Source organism: Gordonia sp. NPDC003429 (assembly GCF_053588575.1).
The window spans coordinates 103394-124758 of record NZ_JBSFQF010000011.1 but is presented as its reverse complement, the minus strand read 5'-3'; the positions used below and the strand labels follow the sequence as shown (position 1 = coordinate 124758).

Genomic DNA, 21365 nt, shown 5'->3' with positions numbered 1-21365 from the left:
GGATTCCCCGCGCGCTGCCGCTTCGCGAAGGCATTCGGATAGTCTCGACGTCGATGCCGAGCGCCGCACCGCCCACCTCCAGCGATCCCCCGCTGGCGATCACCCACGACGGGCACACCACCCGTCTCAAGTGGCACCGCGCACGTCGCCGCGCCGACGATCCTGCCTTCACCCCGGCCCGGATCGTCGAGGCGATGCGGGTCGGCGCGAGCGTGGAGGTCGACCTGGTGATCCACGCCGACCGCGGCTGTGCCATCCTCCACGATCGCCACATCGACCACGCGACCACGGGGCACGGCGAGGTGTCGGCGCTGTCGGCCGCCTATCTGCGGACGCTGACTCTCCGGGACAACACAGGGCGACCCACCGACCAACGAGTGCTGTTGCTCGAAGATCTCGCCGGGCTGCTCGACGGTGTGGACGTCGCCTCCGAGGCTATGCTGCAACTGGATTTCAAGGAGGATGCCGCGGCCCTCGACGCACGCGCGATCGACGTCTTCGTCGCAGCGGTTGCGCCGATCGCATCCCATGCGATCCTGTCGTGCGGCGACGCGCGCGCCGTGCGCATCCTGTGCGACGCGGTGCCCGATCTGCATGTCGGCTACGACCCCTGCCACCACGGCGCTATCGGGCGCGTTCTGGACTCGGGGGACTTCGCGCGATTCGTGCTCGATGCGGTGCAGGCGGCACCGCGCGCGGAGATGATCTACCTCGATCACGGTCTCGTTCTGGCTGCCGCCGACCGCGGCGCCGATCTCATCGCCGCCTTCGCCCGAATGGACCGCCAGGTCGACGCCTACACGCTCACCCGGATCGATTCGTCCACCGTTCCGGTGCTGCGCAGGCTCGTCGACCTCGGTGCCCACCAGATCACCACCGACGATGCGGAGACCATCGCGGCGATCGCCGCCTCCTGGTGACCCGGAGCGGTCAGACGCGTAACGCGTCGAAGGGGGCGATCGGAATGTTGCGGATCACGAACCAGATCAGCACCACGACGAGGGTGACCGCGGGTGCGAACCGCAGGTGTTGCCAGCTGCGCACCCGGCGTCCACGCCACAGCCCGACGCAGTAGGCGACGAATGCCCACCCCAGCAGGGCGATGGCGGCAACACCGACCGCGTTGTAGCGCAAGGCATCCGACACGTCACCGTGCAGCAGCGCATAGATCGCGCGTAGCGATCCACAACCCGGACAGTCGATTCCGAGCAGCAGCTTGGTGGGGCACACCGGCAAAGGCCCGCCCGGGGTGGTGGGATCACCCAACCAGATTGCGGTACAACACAATCCGGCGGAGGCGACCACGGTCACCGGGCCCAGGACCGGGTGGTGTGACACCCGGGCCAGGCCGCTGCCGAGGGCGCGCTCGAACCGCGCGGCGCGTCCGACGGTGCGGGCGTCGCGCGGCTGACCCGGCTCGGGGTCAGTACGTGGTGCCGGTGCCGCTGTTGACCGCGGCGGCGATGATGATGACATAGATGATCACCGAGACGACACTGAATACAACCCCGGCGACCGCACCCCAAATGGACCAGCGCTTGGCGTCGTCAGCAGCCTGCTGGGCGCCCTGATAATCGCCGGCGGCCCAGAGCTTGTCCACGGACGTGGCCTTCACGATCGCCACGATGCCAAGCGGCAGGCAACACAGGACGGTGCACAGGATTGCCCAGACCAGATTGTTGTCCGGCGACGGTCCGGGAGCACCGTAGCCGTACTGCGGCGCACCGCCGTAGGGCTGACCACCATAGGGCTGACCGTACGGCTGTTGCCCATACGGCTGCTGGCCGTAGGGCTGTTGCCCGTAGGGCTGCTGACCGTAGGGCTGTTGGCCGTAGGGTTGCTGGCCATAGCCGCCCTGATTCGGGTCGCCCTGGTTGTCGTAGGGGTTCGACATCTGCTTCCTCTCGAATGGATCGTGTGGAGCCTAGCCGAGTTGCCGTCACGACGTCTCGGGGGATACCGGGATCTTCATTCGACGAGGGGACGTCAGCCGAACAGGCGCGGGAGGGTTCCCTCGTACACGGCCTGCAGTTCATTCAGTGCGATCTCGAACTGATCCTGCACCGTCACCGAATCGCTGCCCTGATCGACCACTCCGATGCGGGTCCACGGCATTCCGCGGGCGTCGAGCATCGCGACGAAACGCGACTCCTCGGTTCGCGGCACCGCCACCAGCACTCGTCCCGTCGACTCCGAGAACAGCCACACGAACGGGTCGGCGTCCTCCGGAAGCAGAATCCGGGCACCGGTCTCACCGGCCAGAGCCGACTCCACCACCGCCTGGATCAGCCCGCCCTCACTGAGGTCGTGTGCGGCAGAGACCAACCCGTCGCGTGACGCCGCGGTCAGGATCTGCGACAACAGTTTCTCGTGGGCCAGGTCGACTGCCGGTGCCACACCGCCGAGATGGTCATGGGTGACCTGAGCCCAGATCGAGCCGTCGAATTCGTCGCGGGTCTCCCCGAGCAGGATCAGCGTCTCACCCGGTTCGGTACCGAACCCGGTGGGGATGCGACGGTGCACATCATCGATCACACCGAGCACCCCGACCACCGGCGTGGGCAGGATGGCGGTGGCACCGGTCTGGTTGTAGAAACTCACGTTGCCGCCGGTGACCGGGATGCCCAGCTGCGCGCACCCGTCGGCCAGACCGCGGACGGCCTGCTGGAACTGCCACATCACCGCCGGGTCCTCGGGCGAGCCGAAGTTGAGACAGTTGGTGACGGCCTTCGGGGTGGCGCCGGAGGCGGCCACGTTGCGGTAGGCCTCCGCCAGGGCGAGCTGAGCGCCCCGGTACGGGTCGAGGAAGGTGTAGCGGCCCGACGCGTCGGTGGCCAGTGCGATACCCCGGCCGGTGCGCTCGTCGATGCGGATCACCCCGGAATCGGCGTTCTCGGCGAGCACGGTGTTGCCGCGCACATAGCGGTCGTACTGCTCGACGATGAACTTCCGGCTGCACAGCGCCGGCGAGGCGAGCATGGTCAGCACGGTCTCACGGAGCCTGTCGGGAGTGTCGGGACGCCCGAGTGGTTCGGTCGTCGACGCCACCACGCCGTCCTGCCAGTCCGGTCGGGCCACCGGGCGCTCGTACACCGGACCCTCGTGGGCGACGGTGCGCGGCGGCACGTCCACAACGGTCTCGCCGTGCCATGTGATCACCAGGTTGTCGCCGTCGGTGACCTCACCGATCACCGTGGCGAGTACGTCCCACTTGGCGCACACCACGAGGAACGCGTCGACGTTCTCCGGGGTGACCACCGCACACATACGTTCCTGCGACTCGCTGGAGAGAACCTCCGCGGGGGTCATGCCGGCGGCGCGCATCGGTACCTTCTCCAGGTCGATGTGCATGCCACCATCGCCCGCCGAGGCGAGTTCGCTTGTCGCGCAAGATAGTCCGGCGCCGCCGAGATCCTGGATGCCAACCACCAGTCCCGCGTGATAGAGCTCCAGGCAGCATTCGATGAGCACCTTCTCGGTGAACGGGTCACCCACCTGGACGCTGGGCAGCTTCTTGCGGTTGGGTCCCGAGTCCTCACCGGTGTCGTCGAAGGTCTCCGACGCGAGCACCGACACACCGCCGATGCCGTCGAGGCCCGTGCGCGCGCCGAACAGGATGATCTTGTTGCCGGTGCCCGACGCGAACGCCAGTTGCAGGTCCTCGGTGCGCAGCACACCCGCGCACAGCGCGTTGACGAGCGGATTGCCCGCGTAGCTGGCGTCGAAGACGGTTTCCCCACCGATGTTGGGCAGCCCGAGGGAGTTGCCGTAGCCACCGACGCCGCGGACCACGCCGTCGAGCACCCGGCGGGTGTCGGGCGCGTCGGCCGGGCCGAAGCGCAACTGGTCCATCACCGCGATCGGCCGGGCACCCATCGCCATGATGTCGCGCACGATGCCGCCGACCCCGGTGGCCGCACCCTGATAGGGCTCGACGTAACTCGGGTGATTGTGCGACTCGACCTTGAACGTCACCGCCCATCCGTCGCCGACATCGACCACGCCCGCGTTTTCGCCGATACCCGCGAGCATCCCGGCCCGCATCTCGTCGGTGGTGGTCTCGCCGAAATAGCGCAGGTGCACCTTCGATGACTTGTAGCTGCAGTGTTCGGACCACATCACCGAATACATGGCGAGTTCGGCGTCGGTGGGCCGCCGGCCGAGGATCGCGCGAATCCGTTCGTACTCGTCGTCCTTGAGTCCGAGTTCGCGGAAGGGCTGGGGTAGATCGGGGCTCGCGGCCGCGGCCGACACGGTATCCACAGGGGCACTCACCCGTGCGATTCTACCGGCCGCAGCGCATTCGGCCGGGGGGCGGCTTCTGCAGCGGAGGAAGGTCGGGTCAGACCAAGAGGGAGGGTCCCATCGGCACCGTCTACCCTGTCCCTACGCGTTCACTCGCCGGTTCCGGACACGTGGGGGAAATGATGGCCGACGTCCGCAAGGCCCGGCAGCTCTTCGAGCTGGGCATCCTGTCTTCGGGGATACCCGTGGAGGGCATGGAGCCGGTGAACAATCCCGGGCAGGCGGCCAAGGCATTCACCCGCGCCAGCGAATGGGATCCGACGATGGCCGACGCCTGGCTCGGCCGGCTCGCCACCGGCGATACCGAGAACGAGGTGCTGCTCTCCCTCTATCGCCACCGCAACGGCATCGGCCACGAACAGCGCCGGCTCGGTCTGCCCGAGCGAACCCTGGTGGGACGCTGGTACACCGGCATGTTCATCGACTATCCGCTGACCGACGCGACCGAGGCCGCGGCCGCCTACGCGGCGACCCTGATCAACGGCGCCGACCACGCCGGGGCCCGCGAGGTGCTCGACGGCATCACCGCCCGCCGACCGATCGTCGAGTTCATCGAGGCGGTGCTGCAGTTCCGCACGCAGCGCTGGCCCGATGTGCTCTCCGCGCTGGCGCGGTCCGAGTCGTGGCACGACCCGTACATGACCTCGGTCGCCGACTACCTCACCGGCACCGCCTGCGCGCAACTCGACCTGACCGCCGAAGCCCTCCGACGCCTGGAGAGGGCCCTCGACAGCCCCATCCCCGCATGTGCCGGCCGGGCGATGTACACCTATGGACTCGCCCTGCGCGGCCAAGGCCACGAAGAGAAGGCGAAATCGTTCCTGGAGCAGGCCTACGCCCGCGACCCCGGCCTCACCGCGGCGGCCGAGGCGCTGCGTTCCCCGTCGCTGCGCCTCTCGGTGACCACCGCAGAACAGATCGCGGCACGCACCGACCCCTGGGATCCCCAGTCCGTACCCGACCAGCCATCGGTACTGGTCACCGGCGGTGCCACCGGTGATGGGGCCGACGCCGGGGGCGCCGGCGACATGGTGGCCGAGGCGCAGCACGAACTCGACGCACAGGTCGGCCTCACCTCGGTCAAACAGCAGGTCGCCAAGCTGCAGTCGGCGGCCACGCTGGCGAGGGTGCGCGCCGACCGGGGCCTGTCGACGTCGGCGCGAAGCCTGCACCTCGCGTTCACCGGGCCACCCGGTACCGGCAAGACCACCGTCGCACGCGTGATCGCCAAGATGTACTGCGGCCTCGGATTCATCAAGTCCGACAAGGTGATCGAGGCCACCCGCCGGGACATGGTCGGCGAGCACCTGGGCAGCACCGCGATCAAGACCTCTGCGCTGATCGACTCCGCCATGGACGGCGTGCTGTTCATCGACGAGGCCTACACCCTCATCCAGCAGGGACTCTCCGGTGGCGACGCCTTCGGCCGCGAGGCCGTCGACACACTGCTGGCGCGCATGGAGGACAACCGCGACCGCCTGGTGGTGATCATCGCCGGTTACGACACCGAGATCGACCGGTTCCTGGCGGCCAACGAGGGGCTGTCGTCACGCTTCGCGCGACGGGTACGCTTCGTGTCGTACACCCCCGACGAGTTGGCTCGCATCGGTGAATACATTGCGGCGCAACGTGATTCGACGCTCACCCCGCAGGCGGTGGCCGAACTCGAACGCGCCTGCACCCCGCTGTATCACGACGTACGCGACGACGGCGTCTCGGTACGCCGCGGCATCGACCTGGCCGGAAACGGACGGTTCGTCCGCAACATCATCGAAGCGGCCGAGGAGGAGCGCGAATACCGGCTGGCCGCCGATGATCTGGATTCGCTCTCGCAGGACGACCTGATGCGGATCGAGGAACAGGACATGCGCGCCGCCGTCGCCAATGTGATGTCCGCGTTGTCCCGCTGAGTGTCGGCCGTCCGATCACTTCTCGACGGGACCACCGCTGAAGTGCTCCTGCGCGAAGGAGTCGGACGCCGATCGGTGCGAAGACGGTCTAGCAGGCGGCGGTCACCGCAACGATCCGCTCCCGCAACTCGGGTCGGCAGATGACGAGATCGGGAAGATACGTGTCGTCCTGGTTGTAGACGAGCGGTGACCCGTCGATTCGCCCGCACCACAAGCCTTTTGCCGCTGCGACGGCCACCGGGGCGGCCGAATCCCATTCGTACTGCCCGCCTGCGTGCACATAAGCGTCGGCCTCGCCGCGCACCACCGCCATCGCCTTGGCTCCCGCCGATCCCATCTGGAGCACTTCTCCGCCGATCGCGTCGGCCACATCCTGGGAGAACGCGGGCGGACGCGAGCCGCTGACCACCACGCGTGGACGGTCGCCGCGCGGAGTGGCCGCGAGGCCGGCCGTGGGTGCCACGGGCGTCGCGTCGTCGAGGTAGGTGACCCCGAGCGCGGGCAGCGCCACCGCTCCGGCGATGAGCGTGCCGCCCCCGTCGGCCGACCACAGCGCCACGTGCACGGCCCAGTCGCTGCGACCGCGACCGTCGGCATCGACGCTGCCGTATTCACGGGTGCCGTCGACCGGGTCGACGATCCACACCCTCGCCGCGGTGAGACGCGATTTGTCGTCGGCCGACTCCTCCGACAGCACCGCGTCGTCCGGCCGCTCGGCAGCGAGTCGGGCGAGGAGAAAGTCGTTGGACCGGCGATCGCCCTCGTCGCCGAGTTCGCGTCCGATCAGTCCACTGTGCGTCCGGATGTCGAGCAGCAGGGTGCCTGCTGCGGTCGCGAGTTCTCCGGCCAGGGTGCGGTCGTCCACTCGTGGTCTCCTCAGCGTCTTCTTCTCAGCGTCGTCTTCTCAGCGTCGTCTTCTCAGCGTCTCGCGGTCCGTGCTGCCTACTACAGACCCAGGTTACGAAGTACCGTCTCGGCCGCCGCGGCGGGCGCGCCGTCGGCCGGGGTGATCACCAGATCGGCGTGTTCGGGGCGTTCGTAGGGCGAGTCGATCCCGGTGAAGTGGCGAATCTCGCCGCGGCGGGCGCGGGCGTAGAGCCCCTTCGGGTCGCGGCGCTCGCACTCGTCGAGCGGTGTGTCGACGAAGACCTCATAGAAGGCGATACGCCGCTCGGCGTGGATCTCACGTGCGCGGCGGCGTTCCTCGGCGAACGGTGAGATGAGCGAGACGATGGCGACCGATCCCGAGTCGGCAAACAACGCGGCCACCTCGGCCGTCCGCCTGATGTTCTCGCGTCGATCGTCGTCGGAGAACCCGAGGTCGGAGTTCAATCCGTGGCGCAGATTGTCGCCGTCCATCAGATATGCCGGGCGTCCCGCAGCCACCAGCAGTCGTTCGAGCTCGATTGCCAGGGAGGACTTGCCCGACGCCGACAGCCCGGTGAACCAGACCGTGGCACCGGTGTGGGGGCGCTGATCGCGGGTCACCTTGGTCGTCTGCCACACAACATCGGGGTGGACTGGACCGGATGGCAGTCCGCCGCTATGCGAGGTGTCCGATGCGGACGAAACCAACCAGACCCTCCTTGACACTCGGCATCGGGTGCCGATCGGTGAAGTCAACGCTACCGCGGGCCCGTGGGCCCCGGGCGACATTGTCCGCCTACCGCGGCCCGTGGCGCACCACCACCCCTGCCCGCGGCGCGGCACCACGATGGACGCCGACGTGGCGGTCACGGAACAGTCACAACATACGTGGCGGCTAACGACTTGTCCGCTATATACGAATCGGCACGTAGAGCGTCCGCCCACGTTCGCGCTCGTCCACCCACAACGCATTCGGAGTCTCAGATGATCTGTCGCCCGTCCATCGCCAGAATCCTCGCCGCCGCGGTCGCCGGTGTTGCCGCCCTCACCGTCATCGGTGTCACAGTGAACCCCGGACCCGCGTCGGCGATGACCGTCGCACCGTTGGAGCGATGCTGGGGTATCAGCCCCAACATCGTCGATCAACCCTTCAGCACCGCGCGTCTGTTCGTCTACCCCACCGGACCGGGCCGGGTCCGCGCCGAGGTCAACGACATCTCCACATTCTGGACGGCCACCGGCGGATACGAGTCCGTCGGACGGCTCGACTGGCACAACCTGGACAACGGACGACGCGGCACCGCAGTCGACCGGGCCGGCATCGGACTCTACGTCGGCGGACCGAAGTTCGACCTGAACACCGGCCGGGGGAACGTCCGCGTCACCCTCAGCGCGGTGAATCGCAACGCACTGTGGGCCATCCCGACCACGTCCTGCAGCGGGACACTGCGGGTCGGCTGACCCGCGCGACCGCGCGCCGCGCCCGCACCAGCGGCTGGACGACGACTACCAACCAAGCACTTGCTAGGTTAGGCTCGTGCCATGAGTTCCGCCGCCATCCCCGCACCGCTGCGCCCCGACGATCTGGGCCCGGACACCTCACCCGTGGCCTACGAGGTCGGCGGCCCCGGCGACGCCGTGGCGTATGTGACCCTCAACCGGCCCGAGTACCGCAACGCCCAGAACTCGGTGATGACCTATTCGCTCGACGCCGCATTCCGCAGGGCGGTGGACGACGCGGCGGTGAAGGTGATCGTGCTGCGCGCGAACGGCAAGCACTTCTCCGCCGGACACGACATCGGCACCCCCGAACGCGATGTGGACACCTTCTACGAGAACGTGGCCGCACTGCATTGGGATCACACCGACAAGAGCGGTGGCGATCAGCGCCTCGCCCGCGAGACCGAGGTCTATCTGGGTATGTGCCGGAGGTGGCGCGACATCCCGAAACCGATGATCGCGCAGGTCCACGGCGCCTGCATCGCCGGCGGCCTGATGCTGGCGTGGTCGTGCGACTTCATCGTCGCGTCCGACGACGCCTTCTTCTCCGATCCCGTTGCCCGCATGGGGATTCCGGGGGTCGAGTACTTTGCGCACGCCTTTGTGCTCGGGCCGCGCCGGGCCAAGGAGATCCTGTTCACCGGCCAACGCTTCAGCGCCGCCCAGGCGGCCGACTGGGGCATGGTCAATCATGTGGTGGAACGAGAGGGGCTGGCAGCCAAGGTCGATGCCATCGCCGAACAGATGGTGGCGATGCCGATGCAGGGATTGTTCCTGTCGAAGAAGGCGGTGAACATCTGCGAGGACCAGATGGGTCTGCGCAACGCGATGGATTCGGTGTTCGGCTGGCACCATTTCGCCCACTCGGCCAATGCCGAGGCATCGGGCGGGGATTCGTTGGGCGGCATGAACGCGGGGTCGATGAAGTCCGCCGCCACACCACCGGCAGCCACACCGACAACAGCCACATCAACAGCCACCCGGAGCTGACGAATGGATCTCACATTCAACGACGCCGCGGCGGACTTTCGCGCGGAGGTCCGCGCATGGCTCGCCGATCACGTTCCGGCACAGCCTCTTCCGTCGATGGACACCGCCGAGGGTTTCGAGGCCCACCGTGAGTGGGAACGCACCATGGCCGCCGACGCGATGTCGGTGGTGAGCTGGCCCACCGAGTTCGGGGGTCGTGACGCCCCGCTGCTGCACTGGGTGATCTTCGAGGAGGAGTACTACCGCGCCGGGGCTCCCGGACGGGTCAGCCAGAACGGCATCTTTCTGCTGGCCCCCACCCTGTTCGAGCACGCCCATCCCGAACAGCTGGCGCGCATCATGCCGCGGATGGCCCGTGCCGACGACATCTGGGGCCAGGCATGGAGTGAGCCGGAAGCCGGCAGCGACCTCGCGTCGTTGCGATCGACGGCCACCCGCACCGACGGCGGTTGGCTGCTCAACGGCCAGAAGACGTGGAGTTCGCGGTCGAGTTTCGCCGACCGCGCGTTCGGCCTCTTCCGCTCCGACAAGGACGCCGCGCGTCATCGCGGGTTGACCTACTTCATGTTCGACCTGCGGGCGCCCGGTGTCACAGTGCGGCCGATCCCCCAACTCGACGGCGAACCGGGATTCGCCGAACTCTTCCTCGAGGACGTCTTTGTGCCCGACGACCCGCGAGCGCCTGGTGAATCCGGGGTGATCGGCGCGGTGGACAACGGCTGGCGGGTTGCGATGAGCACCGCCGCCAATGAACGCGGCCTGTCACTGCGCTCGCCGGGACGATTCCTGGCCACCACCGATCGTCTTGTGTCGCTGTGGAAATCACGCCGCGACCAGATCCCCTCGACCGCAGGCACCGACGCGCGGGTCGCGGACGCGTGGATCGGGTCGCGCGCCTACGAATTGTCGACCTATGCCACCGTGAGCCGACTCGCATCCGGCGGGCAACTGGGCATGGAGTCGTCGATCAACAAGGTGTTCTGGTCGGAGTGGGACATCGCCGCCCACGAGACCGCGCTGGACCTGCACGGCACCGACGCCGAGGTCGACGGTCCGTGGATGGACGGCTATCTGTTCTCCCTGTCGGGCCCGATCTACGCGGGTACCAACGAGATTCAACGCAATGTGATCGCGGAGCGTCTACTCGGCCTGCCGCGCGGGGATCGGTGACACGATGGATTTTCTGCTCTCCGACATCCACGACGACCTGGCGTCGAGTATCGACGCCCTGCTGACCAAGGCCGACGTCCCCGCCGTTGCGCGAGCCTGGGCCACCGGTGATCGCACACCCTCGACAAGGGTGTTCACCCAACTCGCCGAGACCGGTGTGTTCGGTCTCATGATCGACGAGGAGCATGACGGCGCGGGCGCGGGAGCCGTCGAGATGGTGGTCGCCGCCGAACAACTCGGCCGACACGCGATGCCCGGCCCGCTCGCCGAGACCATCGCGGTGGTCCCGAATCTGCTGGTCGGAACTCCCGCCGCCGCCCGTCTCGCGGAGATCGCCGCGGGCTGCCTCGTCAGTGTGGCCATCGATCCGTGGACAGCGGGCGCAGCGGATGCGGTTGCCGCAGAACACATCTACGTGGTCGAGGAAGGCGCGCTGGCGGTCGGAGAGGTCGTCGGCGCAAGCCCGTCGGTCGACCCCACCCGCACGGTGTCGACGGTGCGGGCCGCCGAGGTGATCGCCGAGACGGTCGACGCCGATCGAGCGGCCCTGCTCGGCGCGCTGGCCACCGCCGCACAGCTTCTCGGTCTCGGTCAGGGGATGCTCGCGATGGCCGCCGAGTACGCGGTGGCGCGTCGGCAGTTCGGACGTCAGATCGGATCGTTCCAGGCGGTCAAACACCATCTGGCCGACGTCGCCATCGCACTCGAGATGGCGCGGCCACTGGTTCTGGGAGCAGCGGTCGGAGTCGACGGCGCGGTGCCGGACGGGACCGACGTGGCCCGCGACATCTGCGCGGCCAAGGTGGCCGCCGCGGACGCCGCGCACCTCGCCGCGCGCCGAGCCCTGCAGGTGTTCGGCGCCATCGGCTACACCGCCGAGCACGACCTCTGCCTCTACCTCACCAAGACGCGAGCACTGATGTCGGCGTGGGGAACGCCCGCGCAGCATCGCGCGAGAATCCTGGAGTCACTGTGACCGCCCCCGCCGAGGTCGGCGCCATCTCGGCCGACGACCGTGCCGCACTGCGCGAATCCGTCGCCGACCTCCTTCGCAAACGGTCGGATTCGGCGGCCGTGCGGCGCGCGATGGCGGGCACACCGCGCATCGATCGCGACCTCTGGCAGACGCTGTGCACCGAGATCGGCGTCGCGGCGCTGCCGGTGCCCGAACGCTTCGGCGGGGTCGGCGCGTCGTTCGCGGAAACCGCCGTGATTCTCCAAGAGCTGGGTGCCACCCTGAGTCCGGTACCCCTGTACTCGTCGGCGCTGGCGGTGGCCACCCTGCGGTACAGCGGCGACGACGATGCCTGCGCTCGTCTGCTGCCCGCCATTGCGTCCGGGGAGCGCATCGCATCGGTGTGCTGGGCCGGCGCCACCGGCTGGAACACCATCGGCGTCTTCGCCGAAGCCGGATTGCTCACCGGCACGGCCGAATACGTGATCGACGGGGAGTCCGCCGACCTGCTGCTCGTGCTCGGCGACACCCCCTCGGGCGTCACCCTGCACGAGGTGGCCGCCGACGCTGCGGGAGTGACGGTCACACCGCTGCCCACCGTCGACCCCACCCGTCCGCTGGCACGAGTGCGGTTCGACGACGTCGCGGCGGCCGCCGTGACCGCGCCGGGCGATCTGCGCGCACGGGTGCGCACGGCGGCGTGGGCACTGCTGGCCGCCGAGCAGGTCGGCGGGGCCGAGCGGGCACTGCGCCTGACGGTCGATTACGCCTCCGCACGCACGCAGTTCGGCCGCGTGATCGGTTCGTTCCAGGCCCTCAAGCATCGGATGGCCGACATGTACACCCTGGTGGAGTCCGCGCGGTCGCTGGCACAGGCCGCGGTCGACGCCGTCGTCACCGACGACCCGTCGGCGGGCGACCTTGCCGCAGCCGCCCACGTGTACTGTTCGGAAGCATTCGCCACTGTCGCGGGTGAGGCCATCCAGATCCACGGCGGCATCGGGATCACCTGGGAACACGACATCGGGCTCTACTTCAAACGTGCGCACGGCAGCGCGCAACTGTTCGGTCAGCCACACGAGGTGGTGGCCGACATGGCGGCCGCACTGCGTCGCTGACGGTCAGAACGGCGGTGGGTGTGCATCGTCCCAGCGTTGCTGCGCACGCTCCGCGACGGCACGCGCATTCTCGTAGCCGCCGTCGATATAGGACCGCGCGGGATGGTCCGGCGGTCTCGGCTTGAGTGCAGGGAATAGATCCATACCCCGAAAGGCGTTGCCGTAGAACATATGTCCGGTTGGCGACTCGAACACCACCACCCCGAGTGGATCCTGGTGGTCGCGCCACGGGGTGAAGGTTTTGACGCGGTGGTGAAAACGGCAGAGCGGCTTGAGGTTCCGTCGTGTTGTAGCACCACCGGATTCGGGGTCCTCGTGATCGAACGGTCGGGTGTGATCGAGGTCGGCGGTCCACACGGGATTGGTGCATCCCGGAAAAGTGCAACACAGCTCACCCGTGCGCACCAAGGTCTGCAACTTCCTGCTCGGTCGGTACCGCATCGGTGACGGCCCATCGACGGGACTGTCTCCGCCTGAGGACACCTCCACGCAGACCGCATCCGGCTCCGCCGCCAATTCACGTACGGATTGCGCATCGACCACACCGTGCCCGTCGATGTAGGCGGGCGCGTCGTCGGCACCGTCAAGCGTCGACCGATTGACCACCACGTGGATCACCGCGCGTGGACCGGGTGGCGGCGTGGTGCAACCGTCGGCGACGCCGCGCGCGGAAGCATCGAGATCGGAGTCGCCGACCCGTGCCTCGGGATCGGCGTTCTCGGGCTCGGCGTTCTCGGGCTCAGCGTTCCTGTTGTCCGGAGAAACGCAGGCTGGACACTGGCAATCGAGTGCACCGCGTCCGCGGGCCAGGGCGATCAAGCCGTCGGCGCGCCGTTGCGGACGAGTTCGCGGGTCGGCGTCGTGGACTCCGTCGGCCAGTTCCGAGAGCCGTGAGTTCAAGCGGGCGCCGTCGATCGTCGGCACCTGTGCGGTGACTCGCGACTGGCCGGGCGCGAACCTGTCTTCCCGAACCTGCACGTCGCGATCCCGCTGCGCACGTGCGCGGCGCCGTTTCATCGCCGCCGGGTCCACCTCGGCCACGATCGCGTCCACCAGTGCGGTGAACCGAGTGACCGAGAGTTGATCGCGCTCCATGATCGCCAGCGACAATCGGCAATCGACCTTCTCCAGGAGTTCGGGGTCCACCAGTTCGGTGCGGGCGACCGCGATCTGGAAGCGCCGCAGGTCAATCCGCCCGCACGACAGCGCAACCGACGTGAACGGTAACCGGTATCGCATCGCCTGGCCGGCGACGATCATCGCACGCGCCTGCGCGGGCGGCATCGACAACACCGCACCCACCTCGGCCATCGCCTGTTCGAGTCCGTCCGGACCGAATTCGGCGCGCCGATCGGCTCCCGACAGCCCCGCCATCACGACCTGGGCCATCGCCTCCAGCGACGCGACCTGACCGGTGGTGGCCTCCCCCACCCGCTCGGCGTACTCCTCGGCGCGCACGTCGTGGAGCAGACTCACCGCCTGCAGCAGCCGGAACTGGGCGGCGGCCACCGTGGCCTGACAATGCGCGATCATCACCACCAGATCCTCGGCGGCGAGATCCTGGTCGGCCGCCAATTGATCGCTGATTCGATCCATCGCCGCCACCGCCGGGGCGGGCGGCAACTCGTTCTCCTCCTCGACGTCGACGTCGTACCGCGACTCGTCGAGCGGGTCGCCGAGGAACTCCTTACTGGACATGAATCGAACATACATGCGACTACCGACAGAACGCGTCGATGTAGGTCGGATCGCCTTTTCCGGAGGTGTTCAGCTCTGGTGCGCGCGCCTCGACAACGCCCGCCCGATCGCCGCGTCCACCGGGCCCGCGCCGAAGAGCAGCAGCAGCGACCAACTGCCCAGCTGCGGAAACACGAGTGCCACCACGAACGCGATCGCGAGCATGATCACGGTGCCGAGATCGGGCGGGCGATCGATCCAGGCGTCCACCTCGGGTCCGCTGTCGAGCAACTGCCGGTGACGTTTGCCCCACGCGGCCATGGCCACCAGACAGGCGATCGACACCATCAGCACCAGAATGTAGAACGCTGTGGCCCAACGGATCCGGGGACCGCTGATCAGGGCGGTGGCAAACGGTAGGACGACGATCGTAAACAGCCAGACGAGATGCAGGTCGACTAGAATCCGGTCGTATCCGCAGAAGTTCTCCATCACGCGGTGGTGATTGCGCCACAGCACCCAGATGACGGCAAAGCTGATGAGGAAACCGGTGATCGTGTCCGCGTTGTCGCTGAGCACGTGGAAAACGGACGACTCGCCGGCAAGCTCGCCACCGATCTCCGTCAACGGCAATACGAGCAGGGTCAATGCGATGGCCACCACGGCGTCGGAGAACGCGATCAGTCGTCGGAATCCCTCTTCGGTCCGTCGACCTGCCGGTGGGGCCATGCACCGACCTTAGAACGCGGCAGCGATCTGTGCCGCCGACAGGCCGTAATCCTCGAGCCGATAGGTGTGCCGCGGCGCCCGCGCACCCGAGCGGCTCTGGGCATCGAGCGCCTGCATCGCCGCCCGCGCGGGCCCCGACAGTTCCGCGCCGAGTGCCGCGTACACCCGTTCGACGGTGCCGATCGGATCCGCGCGCAGATCGGCGAACTCGACGTCGACGAACTGTGCCTGGTCGTATCCGGTGCGGGCCGTGGAGAATTCACGGAGTCCGCGCGACCACAGTTCCATCTGGGTCGTACCGATCACGTCGCCGACGAAGGTCGTCGACCATCCGCGGGTGGCGTGTTCGGCGAGACTGCACATCGACGCCACGATCGTCTCCGGCGGCCGATGGGTCTGCACCACCAGCGCATCGGGGTAGACCGCCATCAGCGCGTCGAGGGCGAACAGGTGACTCGGGTTCTTCAGCACCCAGCGCTTGTCGCGATCGTTGGAGCCGATCAGCGCCAGGTTCCGTCGATGCCGTTGGTAGGCCGGCGTCCAGTCCTGTTGTGCCAGCCACCGCGAGTAGGTCGGCAGATACGCCAGCGACTCGTAGGAGATCGACATGATGCTCTGCCGCAGCAACTGCCAGCACTCCTCCACCTCGCCGGCATCCATGTAGTGCAGGCCCATGAACTCGGGATTCTCGACATGGTGGCGGGCGAGCCCGGCGTCGATCTGCTGGTAGATCGGGTTCTGCGGCCACGAGTCGCGCGGCGGGCGCGGTTGCGGGAACTCGGTCAGCCACATCTCGAGTCCCTGATGGGCGGGGTCTGCCGCCAGCAGCCGGTGCAGCGCGGTGGTGCCGGTGCGGGGCAGTCCGGTCACGAAGATCGGCCGGGTGATCGGCACCGACGCGTGGTCGGGGTTCGCCCGCCACGACGCCTCGCTCACCAGCCGGGCGACGAGTGCCCCCTTGAGGAAGTACCGGAACATCTTGCTGCCGAGTTCGGTCAGGTTCGCGTCGTCAGCGTAGGACGCCAGCAGCACCCGCAGCGGCTCGAGGTAGGCGTCATCGCCGAAGTCGTCGAGACCTATGGCACGCGTTGCCGATTCGTGGAGGTCGTCGACGGTGCCGACGTCGACCCGCGGTCCCGTCGAACTAGTCATGGTATTCCCCGCAATTCACATCGAGTGTGTGGCCGGTGATCGCGCTCGCGAGATCCGACGCGAGAAACACCACCGCGTCGGCGATCTCGCCGGGTTCGGGTAGCCGTTTGAGATCGGACCGGGCCGCAGTCTGCGCGTACACGTCATCGACGGTGATGCCGTACTTCTGCGCGACCTCACCGAAGTACCACTTGAGCTGATCGTCCCAGATGTATCCGGGGGCAACGGAGTTCACCCGGATTCGTTTGTCACCGAGTTCGGTCGCCAGGGTCTGCGACATCGCGAGCAAGGCCGACTTGGCGATTTTGTAACTGCCGTACCGTGGCTCCGAGTGCCGGATGACCATCGAGTTGATGTTGACGATCGCACTCGTCGCGCTCGCGTCACGGCCCGGTGCGGCGGCCGCGGCTTCCAGCACATCGGTGAATGCCCGGATCACGCGCAGTGTCCCCAGCACGGTGAGGTCGAGGCTTGCGGTGACCTGCTCGAAGTCGGTGCGCGCCAGCGATTTCATCGACGGCAGCGCGAAGGCGTTGTTCACCAGTACATCCGCCCGCCCGTAGGTGCCCACCGTGGTGGCCACCAGGCCGGCGACGGCGGCATCGTCGGTGATGTCGGTGGGCACCACGAGTGCGGTTGCGCCGGCCTGTTCGACCTCGGCGGCGATCTCGCGCAGGCAACCCTCGGTGCGCGCGGCCAGCACCACCGTGGCTCCGGCGGCCGCGGCGCGCAAGCAGATCGACCGGCCCAGCCCCGGCCCGACACCGGAGACCACCACCACCTTGCCGGCCAGCATCCCCGTCATCCCAGCATCCCCGTCATCCCAGCATCCCCGTCATCCCAGCATCCGTTCGGCAAAAGACCTTTGTCGCAGAGTGATTCGCTGCGACCACGCGGATGCATCGATGCGATTGTGCGCCAGGTACGGCAGATGGACATCGACGTCGCCGACATCGACGACTTGCGCCGTGGGGCCCGAGTCCGGTGGGATCGACGGGCTTTCGGTATCGCTCCCGCCGAGCCGCTGCCACCGGACCTGCATGATCCCGGTCTCGCGGCCGGTGGTCTCGATCCAATTGGCCACCCCGGGGTTGCGATGGGCCACCACCATGCGGATCATTCCGTCCGGGTCCACCTGCGCCTGCGCGGTGTTGAGACTGGTCTGGTGGTTGACGTAGTCCAGCGAGATGTACCACATGCTGCCGAGTTGGAATCCCTGATAGGGCGCAGCCGATTTCGGCACGGTGATGATCATCGCCTCGTTGTCGTCGAGCCGATAGTGGCCCACCGAGGAGTACTGCGTGGCCAGCCCGCCCGGTGTGCGCCGCGGCGGTGTGAAGGTGTTGACGGGTTCGTCGAGGTAGAACCACTTCGGAAAGTTCAACCAGGTGTGCATCCGGGCCAGCAACATCTTCCCGGCGGTGGCGTAACGGCGGGTCACCCGCGCGAGGTCGGGTTCGGCCGGGGCCGTGCCCACCGTGTCGGTGCGTTCGATCGCGATCATGCCCTTGACCTCCGACCACGCCGAATAGACCTCGCGCACCGCGAGCATCGAGGCACCCTCACCGAGCACGAAGTAGCCGGTCGGTGGGTCGTCGCGGGGCGGACCGAAGCTGATCGAGAACGAGCCGTCGGCGGCGATCGGGATCCGACGGTCGTCGAAGGCGTCGTCGCCGCCGGGCACTTCGGTCGGGCTGTAATCGCCACGCAGTACCTGGAAACTCAGATCGACCGTGGTGCCTCGCCGGCCCCAGACCCGGTAGGTGCCGGTCGGTTCCACGTCGGCGTGGTAGTAGAGCGTGTCCGGGTTGTCGAGGCCCATCTTGGTGTACGGGCCGGTCGAGGTGACGAAGTGGGGATGGGAGAGTTCCCTGGCCCGGACCAGTTGCCCGACCGCGGCGATGCTTCCGGCGAGGTAGTCGTAGCCTTCGGCCAGATCCTGCTCGGTGCGCGCGATCCCGCACGAGGCGATCAGTTTTCCGGCCTCGGTGATCGCATCGGTGAACGGATCGGTCACCGCGGGCCCGGTGGCATCGGTCCCCGTGCCGTCATCGTCGACGGGCAGCGAGCGGGTCATAGCCAGGTGTCGCCTCCGGTCCAGGTGAGGAAGTTCTCCAACTCGGCCTGGGCCGGAGTGACCCGCGGATGCTCGGTGGACAGATAGCCGCCGCGGTAGAAGAGCAGTGGTTTGTCCTGCAGCACCTCCCCGAGCGTGCGCGCCCGGCCGATGACGATGTGGTGATCGCCGCCGTCCTCCACACGGTCCACCGAACACTCCACCCACGTCAGGGCATGACGGATCACCGGCAACCCGCCCGGCGACGGGTCCCAGGTGATTCCCGCGAACTTGTCCTCACCGGGTGCGCCGAAGGATGCGCTCACGTTCTGCTGCCGGTTGGACAGCACGTTGACGCAGAACATCCCCTTGTCCTCGATCACCCGCCAGGTGCGGGAGGTCTTCTGCGGACAGAACAACACCAGCGGCGGGTCGAGGGAGAGCGCCGCGAACGACTGGCAGGCGAAACCGACCGGGTCGCCGTCGGCGTTGATGGTGGTGATGACGGTGACGCCGGTACAGAACTGGCCCATCGCGGTGCGGAACTGGCGGGTATCGAATTCACTTGACCCGTACGGTGTCTGGGACATCGATACGCCACTGCCTCCCGGTCACTGATTCTTGAATCCGACGGTGAAGTCGTGTCCCCACAGACTCACCGCGGTGCTCTCCCTGGCAATCCAGTCGCCGTCGTCCACTTGGCGTCCCTCACAACCGTATTCGACATCGAATCCGCCCGGCGTCTTCATGTAGAACGAGAGCATCAGGTCGTTGACGTGCCTGCCCAGTGTCGCCGACATCGGGACCTTACGCCGTAACGCACGGTCCAGGCAGAGTCCGACGTCGTCGGAATTACGCACCTCCACCATGAGGTGGACGATACCCGTCGCGTTCGGGATGGGCAGGAAGGCCAGCGAATGGTGTCGCGGATTGCAGCCGAGGAACCGCAGCCACGGCACCTCGTCGCCTTCTTCACGCCCCACCACTTGCGGTGGCAGCCGCATCGAATCCCGCAGTTTGAAGCCGAGCACGTCCCGGTAGAACGCCAGCGCCGCCTTGTCGTCGTCGCAGGTGAGCACCACATGCCCGAGTCCCTGCTCGCCGGTGACGAATTGGTGGCCGTAGGGACTCACCACGCGTCGATGTTCCAGGGCGGCACCGTGGAAGGCCTCCAGGGTGTTGCCCGCCGGGTCGGTGAACACGATCATCTCGTCCACCCGACGGTCGGCTCGCTCCTCGTCCTTGCCTTCCCGATAGATCACCCCGGCTGACGAGAGCCTATCCCGTACCTCCTGCAGCGCTTGCGCATTCGCGCATTCCCAGCCGGAGCTACCGAGGTGGTCGCGGTCGGACGGTTCGATGACGAGCCGGGCCGGAAAGTCGTCCATCCGCAGATAGAGTGCGCCGTCGACGAGTCCCTTGCCCTCCACCATGCCGAGCACCTTGAGACCGTACTCGCGCCAGGCATCGACGTCGGTGGCCTCGATACGCATGTATCCGAGCGTCCGGATCGGACTGGTATCCATGGTGTTTCTCTCCTGACTGGCGGCCACTCAGACCATCGTGTCCCCGATGGGCAGGCCGAATTCGCCGTTGCCGAAGGCGACGTAGGCCCGTTCGGGGTCGTTGGCGGCGTGTACCCGGCCGGCGTGCGCGTCGCGCCAGAACCGCTGGATCGGTGTGCCGTTCTCCAGTGCGGTGGCGCCGGAGTTCTCGAAGAGCAGGTCGATGGCCTCGATGGCACGCCCGGTGGCGCGCACCTGGTCGCGGCGGGCGGCCAGACGCAACTCCATCGGGATCTCCTCCCCCGCGACGATCAGATCGTATTCGGACTGCAGATTGCCCGAGAGTTGTCGCCACGCCGCGTCGATGTCACTGGCCGCGTGGGCGATTCGCACCTTGGCATAGGGATCGTCCTTGGCCTTCTCGCCCGCGTAGGCCGCACGCACCCGCTTGCCCTGATGCTCCACGTGGGCGGCGTAGGCGCCGTAGGCCATCCCGACGATCGGGGTGGAGATCGTGGTGGGATGGATGGTGCCCCAGGGCATCTTGTACACGGGCGCGGTGTTGCGTTCGAGCCCGGGCGCCTGGCCCATTCCCATGGTGCGATAGCTCAGCATCCGGTGGGTGGGTACGAACACGTCCTTGACCTCGAGGGTGTTCGACCCGGTGCCGCGCAGCCCCACCACGTTCCACACGTCCTTGATGGTGTAGTCCGACCGTGGGATCAGGAAGCTCACGAAGTCCACCGGCTTGCCGTCCTTGATGACCGGTCCGCCGACGAATGTCCAGTCGGCGATGTCACACCCCGACGACCACGCCCATGAACCGTTGACCAGGTAACCCCCGTCGACCACCTGGCCCATCCCCATCGGCGCGTAGGACGACGAGACCCGGACCGAGGCATCCGAACCCCACACATCCTCCTGTGCCTGCTGATCGAACAACGCCAGATGCCAGTTGTGGATGCCGATGATGCCGGCCACCCAGCCCGTCGACCCGCACGCGGTGGCGATCCTGCGCACCGCTTCGTAGAAGGTGACCGGATCGGTCTGGTAGCCACCCCACTGGGCGGGCTGCATGAGCTTGAAGAACCCGGCATCGCGAAGCAACTCGACATTCTCGTCCGGGACCCTCCGAAGATCCTCGGTGTACTGGGCGCGTTGCTCGATCTCCGGGAGCAGAGTGTTGATCTGCTCGAGAACCTGCGCCGCGGCCTGCGCGCGATCGGCTGCCGACGTCTCCTCCTGCTCGATCAGTTGTTGTGCTGGCATTTCGCCCGCTCCTGCCTGGTGGTCCGATGTTCGGGGGTTGTCCCGTGAACCGAGATTAGAACACGTTCTCGTTTCTGTCGAGGACCGGGACTTTGGCCCCATGTACTGCCCCGATCGAGCCGACGGGGTTCAACCGGAACACAGTTTTTGTAACATGTTCTA

Annotated in this window: 19 protein-coding genes and 1 pseudogene; 7 read left to right on the top strand and 13 right to left on the bottom strand. The window is 67.5% G+C overall.

The window, feature by feature from the left end; genetic code table 11:
- Positions 1–53: 53 nt before the first annotated feature.
- Complete coding sequence (locus ACWDSI_RS14820) at positions 54–920, top strand: glycerophosphodiester phosphodiesterase (protein ID WP_449756991.1); 867 nt, start codon at positions 54–56, stop codon at positions 918–920.
- Between the two features lie 10 nt (positions 921–930).
- Here ACWDSI_RS14820 and ACWDSI_RS14815 read toward each other — a convergent pair whose 3' ends face one another.
- The 3 genes from ACWDSI_RS14815 to purL all read right to left on the bottom strand — a co-directional run bounded on the left by ACWDSI_RS14815 (position 931) and on the right by purL (position 4275).
- On the bottom strand, positions 931–1476 hold the full coding sequence (locus ACWDSI_RS14815; protein WP_449756990.1) for a DUF2752 domain-containing protein: 546 nt from the start codon (positions 1474–1476) through the stop codon (positions 931–933).
- The gene (locus ACWDSI_RS14810) at positions 1424–1894 is read right to left on the bottom strand and encodes a CD225/dispanin family protein (protein ID WP_449745806.1); all 471 of its coding nucleotides are present in this window, start codon (positions 1892–1894) and stop codon (positions 1424–1426) included. The genes ACWDSI_RS14815 and ACWDSI_RS14810 overlap by 53 nt, the downstream gene beginning before the upstream one ends.
- A gap of 92 nt (positions 1895–1986) precedes the next feature.
- On the bottom strand, positions 1987–4275 hold the full coding sequence (gene purL, locus ACWDSI_RS14805; protein WP_449756989.1) for a phosphoribosylformylglycinamidine synthase subunit PurL: 2289 nt from the start codon (positions 4273–4275) through the stop codon (positions 1987–1989).
- Positions 4276–4427: 152 nt separating this feature from the next.
- Here purL and eccA point away from each other — a divergent pair, with 152 nt between their 5' ends.
- Entirely contained in the window at positions 4428–6215 is a 1788-nt protein-coding gene (eccA, locus tag ACWDSI_RS14800) for a type VII secretion AAA-ATPase EccA (RefSeq protein WP_449757002.1), read from the top strand.
- Positions 6216–6303: 88 nt separating this feature from the next.
- Here the strand turns inward: eccA and ACWDSI_RS14795 are convergent, their stop codons facing one another.
- A complete protein-coding gene (locus ACWDSI_RS14795) occupies positions 6304–7080 on the bottom strand; it encodes a 3'(2'),5'-bisphosphate nucleotidase CysQ (protein WP_449756988.1) in 777 nt (258 codons plus the stop codon).
- 80 nt (positions 7081–7160) lie between these two features.
- Positions 7161–7739 (bottom strand): annotated as a pseudogene (gene cysC, locus ACWDSI_RS14790) (adenylyl-sulfate kinase); the annotation flags it as partial.
- A gap of 327 nt (positions 7740–8066) precedes the next feature.
- Between cysC and ACWDSI_RS14785 the strand changes: the two are divergent.
- From ACWDSI_RS14785 to ACWDSI_RS14765, 5 genes are all read left to right on the top strand, one after another.
- Positions 8067–8543, top strand: a complete 477-nt coding sequence (locus tag ACWDSI_RS14785; RefSeq protein WP_449756987.1) for a hypothetical protein — start codon at positions 8067–8069, stop codon at positions 8541–8543.
- A gap of 81 nt (positions 8544–8624) precedes the next feature.
- Positions 8625–9572 carry an enoyl-CoA hydratase gene (locus tag ACWDSI_RS14780; protein WP_449756986.1) on the top strand — a complete coding sequence of 316 codons (948 nt, stop codon included), beginning with the start codon at positions 8625–8627 and terminating at the stop codon, positions 9570–9572.
- 3 nt (positions 9573–9575) lie between these two features.
- A complete protein-coding gene (locus ACWDSI_RS14775) occupies positions 9576–10742 on the top strand; it encodes an acyl-CoA dehydrogenase family protein (RefSeq protein ID WP_449756985.1) in 1167 nt (388 codons plus the stop codon).
- A 4-nt stretch (positions 10743–10746) separates the two neighbouring features.
- Entirely contained in the window at positions 10747–11718 is a 972-nt protein-coding gene (locus ACWDSI_RS14770; protein WP_449756984.1) for an acyl-CoA dehydrogenase family protein, read from the top strand.
- Complete coding sequence (locus tag ACWDSI_RS14765; RefSeq protein ID WP_449756983.1) at positions 11715–12815, top strand: acyl-CoA dehydrogenase family protein; 1101 nt, start codon at positions 11715–11717, stop codon at positions 12813–12815. The genes ACWDSI_RS14770 and ACWDSI_RS14765 overlap by 4 nt, the downstream gene beginning before the upstream one ends.
- A gap of 3 nt (positions 12816–12818) precedes the next feature.
- On the opposite strand, the gene ACWDSI_RS14760 is transcribed toward ACWDSI_RS14765, so the two are convergent.
- From ACWDSI_RS14760 to hsaA, 8 genes are all read right to left on the bottom strand, one after another.
- Positions 12819–14513: a DUF222 domain-containing protein gene (locus ACWDSI_RS14760; protein WP_449756982.1), complete on the bottom strand. Its 1695-nt coding sequence runs from the start codon at positions 14511–14513 to the stop codon at positions 12819–12821.
- Positions 14514–14582: 69 nt separating this feature from the next.
- Positions 14583–15221 carry a TMEM175 family protein gene (locus ACWDSI_RS14755; protein WP_449756981.1) on the bottom strand — a complete coding sequence of 213 codons (639 nt, stop codon included), beginning with the start codon at positions 15219–15221 and terminating at the stop codon, positions 14583–14585.
- A 9-nt stretch (positions 15222–15230) separates the two neighbouring features.
- A complete protein-coding gene (locus ACWDSI_RS14750) occupies positions 15231–16373 on the bottom strand; it encodes a sulfotransferase family protein (RefSeq protein WP_449756980.1) in 1143 nt (380 codons plus the stop codon).
- Complete coding sequence (locus ACWDSI_RS14745) at positions 16366–17178, bottom strand: SDR family oxidoreductase (RefSeq protein WP_449756979.1); 813 nt, start codon at positions 17176–17178, stop codon at positions 16366–16368. The genes ACWDSI_RS14750 and ACWDSI_RS14745 overlap by 8 nt, the downstream gene beginning before the upstream one ends.
- 30 nt (positions 17179–17208) lie before the next feature.
- Positions 17209–18450 (bottom strand): hypothetical protein, encoded by a 1242-nt coding sequence (locus tag ACWDSI_RS14740; RefSeq protein ID WP_449756978.1) that lies wholly within the window; start codon positions 18448–18450, stop codon positions 17209–17211.
- Complete coding sequence (gene hsaB, locus ACWDSI_RS14735; protein ID WP_449745818.1) at positions 18447–19019, bottom strand: 3-hydroxy-9,10-secoandrosta-1,3,5(10)-triene-9,17-dione monooxygenase reductase subunit; 573 nt, start codon at positions 19017–19019, stop codon at positions 18447–18449. The genes ACWDSI_RS14740 and hsaB overlap by 4 nt, the downstream gene beginning before the upstream one ends.
- 21 nt (positions 19020–19040) lie before the next feature.
- The gene (hsaC, locus tag ACWDSI_RS14730; RefSeq protein ID WP_449756977.1) at positions 19041–19955 is read right to left on the bottom strand and encodes an iron-dependent extradiol dioxygenase HsaC; all 915 of its coding nucleotides are present in this window, start codon (positions 19953–19955) and stop codon (positions 19041–19043) included.
- 27 nt (positions 19956–19982) lie between these two features.
- Positions 19983–21203 carry a 3-hydroxy-9,10-secoandrosta-1,3,5(10)-triene-9,17-dione monooxygenase oxygenase subunit gene (gene hsaA, locus ACWDSI_RS14725; protein WP_449756976.1) on the bottom strand — a complete coding sequence of 407 codons (1221 nt, stop codon included), beginning with the start codon at positions 21201–21203 and terminating at the stop codon, positions 19983–19985.
- Positions 21204–21365: the final 162 nt, after the last annotated feature.

Bases quoted from the DNA above. Each gene is read 5' to 3' on its own strand.
- ACWDSI_RS14810 (WP_449745806.1), bottom strand. From the start codon at position 1,894: ATGTCGAACCCCTACGACAACCAGGGCGACCCGAATCAGGGCGGCTAT.
- hsaA (WP_449756976.1), bottom strand. From the start codon at position 21,203: ATGCCAGCACAACAACTGATCGAGCAGGAGGAGACGTCGGCAGCCGAT.
- ACWDSI_RS14740 (WP_449756978.1), bottom strand. From the start codon at position 18,450: ATGACCCGCTCGCTGCCCGTCGACGATGACGGCACGGGGACCGATGCC.
- ACWDSI_RS14760 (WP_449756982.1), bottom strand. From the start codon at position 14,513: ATGTCCAGTAAGGAGTTCCTCGGCGACCCGCTCGACGAGTCGCGGTAC.
- ACWDSI_RS14770 (WP_449756984.1), top strand. From the start codon at position 10,747: ATGGATTTTCTGCTCTCCGACATCCACGACGACCTGGCGTCGAGTATC.
- ACWDSI_RS14775 (WP_449756985.1), top strand. From the start codon at position 9,576: ATGGATCTCACATTCAACGACGCCGCGGCGGACTTTCGCGCGGAGGTC.
- ACWDSI_RS14755 (WP_449756981.1), bottom strand. From the start codon at position 15,221: ATGGCCCCACCGGCAGGTCGACGGACCGAAGAGGGATTCCGACGACTG.
- ACWDSI_RS14750 (WP_449756980.1), bottom strand. From the start codon at position 16,373: ATGACTAGTTCGACGGGACCGCGGGTCGACGTCGGCACCGTCGACGAC.
- hsaC (WP_449756977.1), bottom strand. From the start codon at position 19,955: ATGGATACCAGTCCGATCCGGACGCTCGGATACATGCGTATCGAGGCC.
- hsaB (WP_449745818.1), bottom strand. From the start codon at position 19,019: ATGTCCCAGACACCGTACGGGTCAAGTGAATTCGATACCCGCCAGTTC.
- ACWDSI_RS14780 (WP_449756986.1), top strand. From the start codon at position 8,625: ATGAGTTCCGCCGCCATCCCCGCACCGCTGCGCCCCGACGATCTGGGC.
- ACWDSI_RS14815 (WP_449756990.1), bottom strand. From the start codon at position 1,476: ATGTCATCATCATCGCCGCCGCGGTCAACAGCGGCACCGGCACCACGT.
- eccA (WP_449757002.1), top strand. From the start codon at position 4,428: ATGGCCGACGTCCGCAAGGCCCGGCAGCTCTTCGAGCTGGGCATCCTG.
- ACWDSI_RS14745 (WP_449756979.1), bottom strand. From the start codon at position 17,178: ATGACGGGGATGCTGGCCGGCAAGGTGGTGGTGGTCTCCGGTGTCGGG.
- ACWDSI_RS14785 (WP_449756987.1), top strand. From the start codon at position 8,067: ATGATCTGTCGCCCGTCCATCGCCAGAATCCTCGCCGCCGCGGTCGCC.
- ACWDSI_RS14820 (WP_449756991.1), top strand. From the start codon at position 54: ATGCCGAGCGCCGCACCGCCCACCTCCAGCGATCCCCCGCTGGCGATC.